Genomic DNA, 12,938 nt, shown 5'->3' on the forward strand with positions numbered 1-12,938 from the left:
GCAGCCCTCGTTTTCCACGCTACCGGCGACCCCCGACAGTTCCGGCGCCCGAAAAGCCGTGAAGGCCCCCTGCCGAAGCAGAGGGCCTTCACCAACCACCGAAACCTAAGCCGTAGGCGGCTGATAAACCTTCGTCAGCTTCCCGGCGGCCGCACGGTCCAGCAGCCACAGCGTCCGCCGATGCCCGCGGGCCCCGGCGACCGGCAGCTGAACCTCACCGGCCCCCGCCAAGGCCAGCGCCACCGCGTCGGCCTTCGCGGAACCCGCCGTCATCAGCCACACGTCCTGGGCCCGCCGGATCGCCGGCAGCGTCAGCGAAATCCGGGTCGGCGGCGGCTTGGGGCAGTTGCGCACCGCCACCACCGACCTTTCGGTCTCGTACACCGCCGGGGACTCCGGGAACACCGATGCCGTGTGCCCTTCACCGCCCAGACCCAGCAGCATGATGTCGAACGACGGCACGTCGCCGTGGTCCTCCGGGCCCGCGTTCGAAGCCAGCACTTCCGCGTAGGCCTCGGCCGCCGCGTCCACGTCGTCGCCGAATTCGCCGTCCGACGCGGCGATCGCGTGCACCCGCTTCGGGTCCAGCGGCACGTGGTCCAGCAGCGCCTCGCGGGCCTGCTTCTCGTTCCGCTCGTCCGAATCCGCCGGGACGAACCGCTCGTCGCCCCAGTAGATGTCCAGGCGGGACCAGTCGATCGCGTCGCGGGCCGAGGAGGCCCGCAGCTCCGAGAGGACCGCGATCCCCGTGCCGCCGCCGGTGAGCACCAGCGACGCCGACCCCTTGGCCGCCTGGACGTCCACCAGCCGCGTGACCAGCCGGGCCGCCGCCGCGGCGGCCAGGAGGTCCTGGTTCGCGTAGACGACGACCTCGGTCTTGCTCATTTCTTCGCCTTGGCGGACACGCCCGCGGCCGCGGGCGACGTGACGTCGGCCTTGGCCGGCGCGCCCGTCTTGCCGTTGGTGCCGGACGTGATCTTGCCCAGGCCGTGCAGCGCCGCCTCGTAGACCTCGTCCGGGTCGAGCCGCCGCAGCTCCTCGACCAGGCAGTCCTGGGTGCTGCGCCGCTGCAGGGCGATCCGCCGGGTCGGCTGGCCCGGCTGGGTCAGCGTGCCGACGCGCCCGTCCGGCCGGTGCAGCTCCACCGCGCCCGAACGCCGGTCCAGCGTCACCGAGATGATCCCGGCCGCGCCCGAGCTCTTGACCCGCTTGACCGGCACCTTCAGGTACTCGGCCAGCCACGCGGCCAGCAGCTCGGTCGACGGCGAGTCGGCCTCGCCGGTCACGGTCGCGCCGGTGATCTTCTCGTACGGCGGCAGGTCCAGCGCGGAGACGAGCTGGGCGCGCCAGTGCGTCAGCCGCGTCCAGGCCAGGTCGGTGTCGCCGGCCGTGTAGGCCTTCGCCCGCGTGGTCAGCGCCTTGACCGGGCTCTTCTCCGCGGCCGAGTCGGTGATCCGGCGCTGGGCCAGCTCACCGAGCGGGTCCTTGTCCGGGTCCTTCGGACCGGCGCTGGGCCACCAGCACACGATCGGCGCATCGGGCAGCAGCAGCGGCACGACGGCGCTCTGGCCCTGGGCCGCCAGCGGGCCGTAGAGCCGCAGCACGATGACCTCGCTCGCGCCGGCGTCGCCGCCGACCCGGATCTGGCCGTCGATGCGCGGCGCCGCGGTGCGGGCGCCCTTGGCGACCACGATCACCCGCGACGGGTGCTCGCGGCTCGCGCCGTTCGCCGCCTCGATGGCCTCCTCGAGCTTGGAGTCGTCGTCGGCCACGATCACCAGCGTCAGCACCCGCCCGAGCGCGACTTGCCCGCCCTGTTCGCGGATCTCCACCAGCTTCTTGTTCAGTGCCGAAGTCGTGGTGGACGGCAGGTCGATGATCACGGGCGCCTCCATTTCCGGCCGGTGCGCTCCAGCATTTCGTCGGCGGACGGCGGGCCCCAGGTGCCCGGCGGGTACTGCTCCGGCGACCCTTCCTTGGCCCAGGCCTCCAGGATCGGGTCGAGGATCTTCCAGGAGAGCTCGACCTCTTCGTTCACCGGGAACAGCGACGGCTCGCCGAGCAGGACGTCCAGGATCAGCCGCTCGTAGGCCTCGGGGGAGGACTCGGTGAACGCGTGGCCGTAGCCGAAGTCCATCGTGACGTCGCGGACCTCCATCGTGGTCCCCGGCACCTTCGAGCCGAACCGCAGCGTGATGCCCTCGTCCGGCTGGACGCGGATGACCAGGGCGTTCTGCCCCAGCTCCTCGGTCGACGTGGAGTCGAACGGCAGGTGCGGCGCCCGCTTGAACACGACGGCGATCTCGGTGACGCGGCGGCCGAGCCGCTTGCCGGTGCGCAGGTAGAACGGCACCCCGGCCCAGCGGCGGCTCTGCACTTCCAGGGTCACCGCGGCGTAGGTCTCGGTCTTCGAGTCCTTCGCGAAGCCCTCTTCCTCCAGCAGGCCGGGCACCTTCATGCCGCCCTGCCAGCCGCCCGCGTACTGGCCGCGCGCGGTCGTCTTGCTCAGCGGCCCGACCGGGCCCGTCGCCGACAGCACCTTGATCTTCTCCGCGCGCAGGGCCCGCGGCTCGAACGAGACCGGCTCCTCCATCGCGGTGAAGGCCAGCAGCTGCAGCAGGTGGTTCTGGATGACGTCGCGGGCCGCGCCGATGCCGTCGTAGTACCCCGCGCGCCCGCCGAGGCCGATGTCCTCGGCCATGGTGATCTGCACGTGGTCGACGTAGTTGGCGTTCCAGATCGGCTCGAACAGCTGGTTCGCGAAGCGCAGCGCCAGGATGTTCTGCACCGTCTCCTTGCCGAGGTAGTGGTCGATGCGGAACACCGACTCCTCGGGGAAGACGTCGTTGACGATCGCGTTGAGCTCTTCGGCGCTCTTCAGGTCGTGGCCGAACGGCTTCTCGATGACGACGCGGCGCCAGGTGTTCTCGTCCGCGTTGGCCAGCCCGGAACGGGCCAGTTGCTTGGTCACCACGGGGAACGCGCCGGGCGGGATCGACAGGTAGAACGCCGTGTTGCCGCCGGTGCCGCGTTCCTTGTCGAGGTCCTTGACCGTCTGCGCGAGCCGGTCGAAGGCGTCGTCGTCGTCGAAGGTGCCCTGCACGAACCGGATGCCTTCGGCGAGCCGGTTCCACACCGACTCCTTGAACGGCGTGCGCGCGTGCGCCTTGACCGAGTCGTGCACCAGCTCGCCGAAGTCCTGGTGCTCCCAGTCGCGCCGGGCGAACCCGACGAGCGAGAAGCCGGCGGGCAGCAGCCCGCGGTTGGCCAGGTCGTAGATGGCGGGCATCAGCTTCTTGCGGGCCAGGTCGCCGGTGACCCCGAAGATCACCAGGCTGGACGGCCCGGCGATGCGCGGGAGCCGCTTGTCCCGCGGATCGCGCAGCGGGTTGGTCCAGGTCATGCGTCCCCCTCCTGTACCGCGCGGACGACGGCCGCGAGGCCCGCGGCCCGGTCGGTCAGGTGCAGGCGCAGCACCGGGCGGCCGTGCTCGGCGAGCACCTGCCCGTCGCCCAGGGCCTGCGCGTGCTGCAGCTGGCCGAGGGTGTACGGCCGCTCCGGCACGTCGAGGTCCTGCTCGACGGCGCCGGTGAGCTGCAGGAACACGCCGTTCTGGTGCCCGCCCTTGTGGTACTGGCCGGTGGAGTGCAGGAACCGCGGTCCCCAGCCGAAGGTCGTCTGCAGGCCGGTGCGCTTGGCGATCTCGCCGCGCAGCAGCGCGGTCGACGCGTCGTCGAGCCGGTCGAGGTAGGCCTGCACCGCGATGTAGCCCTTGTCCGGCGCCGACGCGAAGAACGCGCGCAGCACGTCGGTCAGGCTGCCCTCGGTGGAAACCCCGTCGCTGCCGAAGATCTCGACCGGACCGTCCACGTTGGACGGTTCCTCGCCGCCCTTCAGCTTCTCCGGGTCGTCCAGCAGCGCGCGGGCCGCCTTCTTGGCCGCTTCGACGTCGGGCTGGTCGAACGGGTTGATCCCGAGCAGCCGCCCGGCCAGCGCCGTCGCGAACTCCCAGAGCAGCATCTGCGCACCGAGCGAGCCGGTGACGGCGAGCTTCGCCGCACCCTTCGCCGGGCCGACGGCGACCGCCGTGGCATCGGACTTCGCGTCGGCGAAGCCGGGCGCCTCGACGCCTTCGACGGCGACCGGCAGCAACCCGGTTCCCTGCTTGCCGGTGGACTCGGCGATCAGCTGCTCCGCCCAGTCGGGGAAGCCCTTGATGCCGGAACCGGAGTCGGCCAGCACGACCTTCTCGGCGCCCGCTTCGTGCGCGGCGGCCCACGCGGCGGCCAGCTTGACCGCCGGGTTGTCCGCCGAGTCCGCGCCGAGCTCTTCGGCCACCGAGGCGGCCTGGTCGAGCAGGCGGGCGACGTCCGCGCCGGCGAGACCGGCCGGCACGAGCCCGAACGCGGTCAGCGCCGAGTAACGGCCGCCGACGTGCGGGTCGGCGAGGAAGGTCTTGCGGTAACCCTCCTTTTCGGACAGTTCCTGGAACGGCGAGCCCGGGTCGGTGACGACCACGATCCGCCGCGCCGCGTCGATCCCCGCGTCGGTGAACGCCTTCGCGAAGATCCGCCGGTGGCTGTCGGTCTCGACGGTGCCACCCGACTTCGACGACACCACGATCACCGTGCGCTCGAGGTCGCCGGCCAGCGCGTCGGCGACCTGGCCGGGGTCGGTCGTGTCGAGCACGGTCAGCGCGACGCCGTCGGTGCCGGTGATCACCTCCGGCGCCAGCGAGGAGCCGCCCATGCCGGCGAGCACCACGCGGTCGACACCCTCGGACCGCAGTTCGGTCCGCAGCGCCTCGATCTCGCCGATCAGCGGCCGGGACGACTTGTGCAGCGTCGTCCACGAAAGCCGGATCGACGCCTCGGACTCGGCGTCCGGTCCCCACAACGTGGGGTCCTGCGCCGCCAGCTTCGACGCGGCCTGGTCGGTGACCAGCCGCTCGGCCAGCGGCGCGGCGCGCTCCGCCAGTTCGGCGTCCACGATCTCGACGCCGGTCTTTTCCCCTGTCGTCATGTCGTGCTTCAGCCCTTCGCCTTTTCGAGCTGGCCGTTGACGGTCTCGAGCAGTTCGATCCAGGACTTCTCGAACTTCTCGACGCCCTCGTTCTCCAGGACGACGAACACGTCGGTGATGTCGATGCCGACCGCCGAAAGCTTGTCGAAGACCTCCTGCGCCTCGGCGGCGCGGCCGGAGACCTGGTCACCGGTGATCTCGGCGTGCTCGGCGACCGCGTCCAGGGTCTTCTCCGGCATCGTGTTGACGGTGTCCTTCACCACGAGCTGGTCGACGTAGAGCGTGGGGGAGTAGTCCGGGTTCTTCACGCCGGTCGAGGCCCACAGCGGGCGCTGCGCGTTGGCGCCGTCGGCCGCGAGGGCCTTCCAGCGGTCCGTGGCCGACAGCTCCTCGAAGGCCGCGTAGGCGAGCCGGGCGTTGGCGACGGCGGCCTTGCCGCGGAGGGCCTTGGCCTCGTCGGTGCCGATCGCGTCCAGGCGCTTGTCGATCTCGGTGTCCACGCGGGACACGAAGAACGACGCCACCGAGTGGATGCCGCGCAGGTCGTGGCCGTTGGCCTTCGCCTGCTCCAGGCCGGCGAAGTAGGCCTCGATGACCTTCTTGTAGCGCTCGACGGAGAAGATCAGCGTGACGTTGACGCTGATGCCCTCGGCGAGCGTGGCGGTGATCGCCGGCAGGCCCTCTTCGGTGGCCGGGATCTTGATCAGCGTGTTCGGCCGGTCGACGGTCTTCCACAGGTCCTGGGCCTCGGCCACCGTCTTGTCGGTGTCCTTGGCCAGGCGCGGGTCGACCTCGATCGAGACGCGGCCGTCGACGCCGTTCGTGGCGGCGTAGACGTCGCGGAACAGGTCGGCGGCGTTGCGCACGTCGGTCGTGGTCAGGTCGCGGATGGTCGCCTCGACGTCGGCGCCCTGGGCGGCGAGCTCCTTCGTCCGCTCGTCGTAGGCGTCACCCTTCGACATCGCGTTGGCGAAGATCGTCGGGTTGGTCGTCACGCCGACGACGTGCTTGTCGCGGACCAGCGCGGCGAGGTTGCCGGTGTTCAGGCGTTCGCGCGAGAGGTCGTCCAGCCAGATCGAAACACCGGCCTCGGACAGCTGCGCGAGCTTGTCGTTGCTCATCTATGTCCCCTTCAGTTCTTGGTGTTGGCGATCGAGCGGCGGGCCGCGTCGACGACTGCCTCCGTGGTGAAACCGAACTCACGGAACAGTGTGGCGGCATCGGCGGAGGCGCCGAAGTGCTCGATCGAAACGTTCACCCCGGCGTCACCGGTGAAGCGGTGCCACGACTGGGCGATGCCCGCCTCGACGGACACACGGGCCTTCACCCCGGCCGGGATGACGGATTCGCGGTAGGCCGCGTCCTGCGCGTCGAACCACTCGACGCACGGCATCGAGACGACGCGCGCCTTGACGCCGTCGGCCTCGAGGACCTTCTTCGCCTCGACGGCGAGCTGGACCTCGGAGCCGGTGCCGATCAGCACGACGTCCGGCGTGCCGTCGGAATCCGCCAGGACGTAACCGCCCTTCGCGACGCCCTCGGCGCTGGTGCCCTCGAGCACCGGCACGTTCTGGCGGGTGAGGGCCAGGCCGGACGGGTGGTGGATGTCCTCCAGCACGGCCTTCCACGCGTACGCGGTCTCGTTGGCGTCCGCCGGGCGGACGACGTTGAGGCCCGGGATCGCGCGCAGCGCGGACAGCTGCTCGATCGGCTGGTGCGTCGGCCCGTCCTCGCCGAGGCCGATCGAGTCGTGCGTCCACACGTAGGTGACCGGCGCCTTCATCAGCGCGGCCAGCCGGACCGGCGGGCGCATGTAGTCGGAGAAGATGAGGAACGTCGCGCCGTACGGGCGGGTGCCGCCGTGCAGCGCGATCCCGTTGAGGATCGAGCCCATGGCGTGCTCGCGGATGCCGAAGTGCAGCGTCCGGCCGTACGGGCTGGTCTTCCACATGTCCGTGGAAGCCTTCTCCGGGCCGAACGAGTCGGCGCCCTTCATCGTGGTGTTGTTGCTCTCCGCGAGGTCCGCGGAGCCGCCCCACAGCTCGGGCAGCGGCTCGGCGAGCGCGTTGAGCACCTCGCCGGAGGCCTTGCGGGTGGCGACGCCCTTGGCGTCCGGCTCCCACTTCGGCAGGTTGTCGGCGAAGCCCTCGGGCAGGGTGCGGGTGGACATGCGGTCCGCCAGCTTCTTGCGCTCCGGGTTGGCCTTGCCCCACGCCTCGAACTTCTCGGCCCACTCGGCGTGCGCGGCCTTGCCGCGGTCGAGCGCCTGGCGGGTGTGCTTGATCACGTCGTCCTCGACCTGGAACGACTGCTCCGGGTCGAAGCCGAGGACCTTCTTGACCGCGGCGACCTCTTCGGCGCCCAGCGCGGCGCCGTGCGCCTTGCCGGTGCCCATCTTCTTCGGGGCCGGGTAGCCGATCACGGTCTTCACCGCGATGAACGACGGGCGGCCGGTCTCGGCCTTCGCGTTCTTGATGGCCTCTTCGATCGCGACGACGTCCTCGCCACCCTCGACGACCTGGGTGTGCCACCCGTAGGCGTCGTAGCGCGCGACGGTGTCCTCCGAGAGGGCGATGTTCGTGTCGTCCTCGATGGAGATCTTGTTGTCGTCCCAGAAGACGATCAGGTTGCCCAGCTCCTGGCGGCCCGCGATGGACGACGCCTCGGCGGTCACGCCCTCTTCGATGTCGCCGTCGGACGCGATCGCGTAGATGTAGTGGTCGAAGATGCTCTCGCCGGGCGCGGTGTCCGGGTCGAGCAGGCCGCGCTCACGACGGGCGGCCATCGCCATGCCCACGGCGTTCGCCAGGCCCTGCCCCAGCGGGCCGGTGGTGGTCTCGACGCCGTCGGTGTGGCGGTACTCCGGGTGGCCCGGGGTCTTCGAGCCCCACTTGCGCAGCTGCTTGAGGTCCTCGAGCTCGAGGCCGTAGCCGGCGAGGAACAGCTGGATGTACAGCGTCAGGCTGGAGTGGCCGGCCGACAGCACGAACCGGTCGCGGCCCGGCCAGTTCTGGTCGTTCGGGTCGTGCCGCAGCGTGCGCTGGAACAACGTGTAGGCCAGCGGCGCCAAGCTCATCGCGGTGCCGGGGTGGCCACTGCCACAGTTCTCGACCGCGTCCGCGGCGAGCACCCGGACGGTGTCCACGGCGCGGGTGTCGGTGTCGGTCCAGTCGGCGGGGACGTTACGCCGGAGGAGTGGGTTGTTCTCGCTGGTAGGGGCGGTATCGGACACTGAACTCCAACTCCCGGTCATGATGGTTGCGGCTGGTCTTGCTCGTTCCGGTTACCCGTGCGCACGGACATCTATCTCAATCGATCCCGAAGGGACGATATTCCTGCTCGCGGCCGTGCGCAGGGGCAATCGCGGCCCGTCCCGGCCAGCCTAGTGCTTGGACCCGTTCCAGACCCGCGATCACCCACGGGATTCACCACGTCTAACATCGTTCGAGGGTTCACACCGGCGGGTTTCAGCGGCACCACACGCCTCCGGCATCGGGCCCGCCCGAACCTGACTCAGGGAGTGAAATGTCGTTGGTGAACGCTGCGCACGGACGCAGTGACGACACCAGCGCCGTGCACCCGACCGGTGAGCGACCGCACGGTGACCGGCGAAGCATCCGCCAGGTCGTCGGCGCCTACGCCGCGCTGGCGAAGCCGCGGGTGATCGAGCTCCTCCTGGTGACGACCATCCCGGCGATGTTCCTCGCCGGCCGTCAGATCCCCTCGCCGTGGCTGGTACTGGCCACGCTGGTCGGCGGGACGATGGCCGCGGGCAGCGCGAACGCGCTCAACTGCGTGATCGACGCGGACATCGACAAGGTGATGAACCGCACGAAGCGCCGTCCGCTGGTGAAGGACTCGGTGCCGCGGCGCGGCGCGCTGATCTTCGGCTTGGTCATGGGCGTCGCGTCGGCCGTGGTGCTCTACTTCACGGTCAACCTGCTGTCGGCCGTGCTGGCCGTGGCCACGATCCTCTTCTACATCTTCGTCTACACGCTCGGCCTCAAGCGGCGCACGTCGCAGAACGTGGTCTGGGGCGGCGCGGCGGGCTGCATGCCGGTGGTCATCGGCTGGGCCGCCGTCACCGGCACCGTGCAGTGGCCGGCGTTCGTGATGTTCGGCGTCATCTTCTTCTGGACGCCGCCGCACACGTGGGCGCTGGGCATGAAGTACCGCGACGACTACGAGCGCGCGGGCGTCCCGATGCTGCCGGTGGTGGCCACCGCCCAGCACGTCGCCAAGCAGATCGTCATCTACTCGTGGGTGATGGTGGCGTGGACGCTGCTGCTGCTCCCGGTGACGTCCTGGCTGTACGGCACGTTCGCCATCCTGGCGGGCGGCTGGTTCCTCTTCTACGCGCACAGCCTGCAGGCCGCGGTGCGGCGCGGCGAAGAGACGAAGCCGATGGCGCTGTTCCACCGGTCCAACACGTACCTGATGATCGTGTTCGTGGCGCTGGCGGTCGACTCGGCCATCGGCCTGCCGACCCTCGGCCTGCCGTTCTGAGCCCGGCGGAGTTCTTCGCCGACGTCATCGAGTCGGGCACCGTGCTCGGGGCCGACCACACCTGGTCACCCGAGCGGGTGGCTTCGCTGCTCGGCGACGATTACGGCGACAACCCTTCGAAGCACACTTTGGGGCGCGACCACGGCCTGGCCGAGTTCTTCTGGCAGCGTCCCGGTCCCGGGCACCCGTGGGTGGGGACACACTTCTCGGTCCAGGCGCACCGGCTTCGGTACCGCGACCCCGAGATGATCAATCGCCTGGTCCGCGATCGCTACGGCCCCTTCGACGGTCCGGTGCCGTTCGCCGAAGTCAGTGCGCTGCTCGCCGCGCGGGGCGTGCGGCTGGACGAGGTGCCCTATCCGCCGGACCCGGACGAGATGCGCACCTACCGGCAGCCGGACGCGGGGATCCTGGTCTCCGTGGTCGCGGGCTCCTACTACGGGCAAGCCGGTGACCTCTACAGCGTCTCGAGCTCGAGCAAGCCATGAGGCCGCGCCTCGGCAAGGACCGGGTCCTGGCCGTGCTGGCGGCCGTCGTGGTCCTCGGCCTGCTGGCGTTCATCGGCCGCGGGAAGGTGTCGCTCGACACGAACGAGCTGCTCGGCACTGCCTGCGCGATTCCCACCCGGATCACTGCGGTCCCGGGCCCGGCCCCGGACGGCGGTGTCGTGCGGGTCGCCGAACAGGGCCCGGGCGCGGCTGAGCTGGAGAACACGAGCACCCTGGCTGCTTACCGGATTCCGGTGATGTCGGGCGCCCGGACGGTGGAAGTGCCGCTGCTGCTGCCGGGGGAGCGGATCGGCGTCGCCCTGGACCGGCCCGAGCCGGGCCCGGCGACGTGGCTGCCCCCGGAGTCCCTCGGCGGCTTCACCCCGGTGACGGCGACCATCGTTCCCGGCGGCGTCCGCTACCACTCGGCGAACTGCCGGGCGCTGACCAGCCACGGCGCGGCCGTCCTCCACCGGGACGCGAACGGCCGGCTCACCGGTGGCGAGCAACTGCGTGCGGCGAGCGTGTCGTGCGCGGTGGGGGAGAAGGAACTGCCGGTCGTCGTCGCGGCCGGCAGTGAGGTCTACCCGTACTGCGCCCTCGGGGCGGAATGATCCTGCCGCCGGGGCCGTTAGACTTGACCGGCTCTTTTCCTTGAGGCGAAAGCAGGATCTCTTGTCCGTGTCCTCGGACGGCTTCATCGCCGAGCTCGCCCGCGAGCAGGCGTACGTGACCACCCTCTACGCGAAGCTCGACGCCGAACGCGCCGAGGCCCAGCGGCGTCTCGACGACACCCTCCGCCAGACCGGCGGCACCCCGCAGGCCCGCACCGAACGCGACGTCGCCACCACCCTCTACACCGACCGGCTCGCCCAGCTCGGCTCCGTCGAGCAGGGCCTGGCCTTCGGGCGACTCGACTTCGTCCCCGGCAATGCCGAGGAGACCACCTACATCGGCCGGCTCGGGCTGTTCGACGAAGACGACGACTACCGGCCGCTGCTCGTCGACTGGCGGGCGCCCGTCGCGCGGCCCTTCTACCTCGCCACCGCCGCCTCGCCCGACGGCGTGCGGCGGCGACGGCACCTGCGGTCGCTGACCCGCAAGGTCACCGGCTTCGACGACGAGATCCTCGACCTCACCGCCGCCGACCAGGGCCAGGACCTCGGGCTGGCCGGCGAGGCCGCGCTGCTCGCCGCCCTCGAACAGCGGCGCACCGGCGAGATGAGCGACATCGTCGCGACCATCCAGGCCGAGCAGGACCGCATCATCCGCGCGCCGCTGGGCGGCGTCATGGTCGTGCAGGGCGGGCCGGGCACCGGCAAGACCGCCGTCGCGCTGCACCGCGCGGCCTACCTGCTCTACACGCACCGCCAGCAGCTCACGACCCGCGGCGTGCTCGTCGTCGGGCCGAACAGCACGTTCCTGCGCTACATCGGCCAGGTGCTGCCGTCGCTCGGCGAGACCGGCGTGCTGCTCGCCACCGTCGGGCAGCTCTACCCGGGCCTGGACGCCGACGGCGTCGAGCCGCGCGAGACCACCGAGGTCAAGGGCCGGCTCGTGATGGCCGAGGTGCTGGCCAACGCCGTCCGCGATCGCCAGCGCGTGCCCGAGCCCGTCATGGAGATCGAGTACGAGCACGTCGTGCTGCGGCTGGACCGGAAGACGTGCACCGACGCCCGGACCCGCGCCCGCCGGTCGCGCCGGCCGCACAACCCGGCGCGGCGGCTGTTCGTCTCCGACGTCCTCGACGCGCTGACCCGCCAGGCCGCCCGGAAGCTGGGCGACGACCTCCTCGACGGGCAGGACCTGCAGGACATCCGCGCCGAGCTGGCCGCGGACGAGCACGTCACGGCCGCCATCGACTCGCTGTGGCCGGTGCTGACCCCGGAAGGCGTGCTCGACGACCTGTTCGCCGACCGCGAACGGCTCTCCGGCGCGGCCCGGAAGCTGCTTTCGCCCGAAGACCGCGCCCTGCTGGAGAGCGGCCGCGACACGAAGTGGACGCCGGCCGACGTGCCGCTGCTCGACGAGCTGGCCGAGCTGATCGGCGTCGACGACACCGAGGCCCGCGTCGAGCGCAAACGCCGTGAGCGCGAAGACCGCGCGTACGCCGAGGGCGTGCTCGACATCCTCGAGCAGGACGAGGAGATCATCGACGAGGAGCTGCTGCGCGTCTCCGACGTCCTCGACGCCGAGCTGTTCGCCGAGCGCCAGGTGGAGCGCAGCGAGCTGACCGCGGCCCAGCGTGCCGCGCAGGACCGGACCTGGACGTTCGGGCACGTGATCGTCGACGAGGCCCAGGAGCTGTCGGCGATGGACTGGCGGCTGCTGATGCGGCGTTCGCCGAACCGGTCGATGACGCTGGTCGGAGACGTCGCCCAGACGGGTGCGGCCGGGGGAGCGCGGTCGTGGGGCGAGGCGCTCTCGCCGTACGTCGCGGACCGGTGGCGGCTCGAGCAGCTGACCGTGAACTACCGCACGCCCGCGGAGATCATGGCGGTCGCGGCCCGGGTGCTCGCGGAGGTCGACCCGGCGTTGTCCGCGCCGTCTTCGGTGCGGGAGACCGGGGTGGCGCCGTGGTCGGCGCGGCCTTCGTCCTTGGCCTCGGAGCTGCCAGGGCTGGTCGAGCGTGAACTGTCCGAAGTGGACGGTGGGACGGTGGCGGTCTTGGTGCCCGCGGCCCGGTTCGACGAGGTCTCGTCGTGGCTTTCGGAGCACGACGAGCGGCTGAGCGTGCTGACCGTCGAGCGGGCGAAGGGCCTGGAGTTCGACTCGGTGGTGCTGGTCGCGCCGGACGAGGTCGTCTCGGGTTCGCCGCGCGGGCTCAACGACCTGTATGTGGCCTTGACGCGCGCTACGCGGCGGCTCGGCGTGGTCGCCACGGGTGACGACGTCCCGGCACTCTCCGTGCTTGGCTAGGGT

At 71.0% G+C, this 12,938-nt stretch carries 10 protein-coding genes; 4 read left to right on the forward strand and 6 right to left on the reverse strand.

Annotated elements, in window-relative coordinates:
• Positions 1 to 105: 105 nt before the first annotated feature.
• Genes pgl through tkt form a run of 6 tightly spaced genes read right to left on the reverse strand, consistent with a single transcriptional unit; the run spans position 106 to position 8,254 of the window.
• Entirely contained in the window at positions 106 to 885 is a 780-nt protein-coding gene (pgl, locus tag AA23TX_RS11330; protein WP_155542493.1) for a 6-phosphogluconolactonase, read from the reverse strand.
• Complete coding sequence (gene opcA / locus AA23TX_RS11335; RefSeq protein WP_155542494.1) at positions 882 to 1,883, reverse strand: glucose-6-phosphate dehydrogenase assembly protein OpcA; 1,002 nt, start codon at positions 1,881 to 1,883, stop codon at positions 882 to 884. The genes pgl and opcA overlap by 4 nt, the downstream gene beginning before the upstream one ends.
• On the reverse strand, positions 1,880 to 3,403 hold the full coding sequence (gene zwf / locus AA23TX_RS11340) for a glucose-6-phosphate dehydrogenase (RefSeq protein WP_155542495.1): 1,524 nt from the start codon (positions 3,401 to 3,403) through the stop codon (positions 1,880 to 1,882). The genes opcA and zwf overlap by 4 nt, the downstream gene beginning before the upstream one ends.
• Complete coding sequence (locus AA23TX_RS11345) at positions 3,400 to 5,022, reverse strand: phosphoglucose isomerase-related protein (RefSeq protein WP_155542496.1); 1,623 nt, start codon at positions 5,020 to 5,022, stop codon at positions 3,400 to 3,402. Before AA23TX_RS11345 ends, zwf begins: the two co-directional genes overlap by 4 nt.
• Before the next feature lie 8 nt (positions 5,023 to 5,030).
• Positions 5,031 to 6,143: a transaldolase gene (tal, locus tag AA23TX_RS11350; RefSeq protein WP_155542497.1), complete on the reverse strand. Its 1,113-nt coding sequence runs from the start codon at positions 6,141 to 6,143 to the stop codon at positions 5,031 to 5,033.
• A gap of 11 nt (positions 6,144 to 6,154) precedes the next feature.
• On the reverse strand, positions 6,155 to 8,254 hold the full coding sequence (gene tkt, locus AA23TX_RS11355; RefSeq protein ID WP_155542498.1) for a transketolase: 2,100 nt from the start codon (positions 8,252 to 8,254) through the stop codon (positions 6,155 to 6,157).
• Positions 8,255 to 8,547: 293 nt separating this feature from the next.
• Between tkt and AA23TX_RS11360 the strand changes: the two genes are divergently transcribed.
• The 4 genes from AA23TX_RS11360 (at position 8,548) to AA23TX_RS11375 (ending at position 12,935) form a co-directional block, all read left to right on the forward strand.
• Positions 8,548 to 9,528, forward strand: coding sequence for a heme o synthase (locus tag AA23TX_RS11360; RefSeq protein WP_155542499.1), 981 nt, complete (start codon positions 8,548 to 8,550; stop codon positions 9,526 to 9,528).
• Between the two features lie 41 nt (positions 9,529 to 9,569).
• The gene (locus AA23TX_RS11365; RefSeq protein WP_155542500.1) at positions 9,570 to 10,016 is read left to right on the forward strand and encodes a hypothetical protein; all 447 of its coding nucleotides are present in this window, start codon (positions 9,570 to 9,572) and stop codon (positions 10,014 to 10,016) included.
• Positions 10,013 to 10,630 (forward strand): hypothetical protein, encoded by a 618-nt coding sequence (locus AA23TX_RS11370; RefSeq protein ID WP_230862428.1) that lies wholly within the window; start codon positions 10,013 to 10,015, stop codon positions 10,628 to 10,630. The genes AA23TX_RS11365 and AA23TX_RS11370 overlap by 4 nt, the downstream gene beginning before the upstream one ends.
• Positions 10,631 to 10,691: 61 nt before the next feature.
• The gene (locus tag AA23TX_RS11375; RefSeq protein WP_155542501.1) at positions 10,692 to 12,935 is read left to right on the forward strand and encodes a HelD family protein; all 2,244 of its coding nucleotides are present in this window, start codon (positions 10,692 to 10,694) and stop codon (positions 12,933 to 12,935) included.
• Positions 12,936 to 12,938 lie beyond the last annotated feature (3 nt).

This window comes from Amycolatopsis camponoti (genome assembly GCF_902497555.1).
GTDB classification, from domain to species: Bacteria; Actinomycetota; Actinomycetes; order Mycobacteriales; family Pseudonocardiaceae; genus Amycolatopsis; species Amycolatopsis camponoti.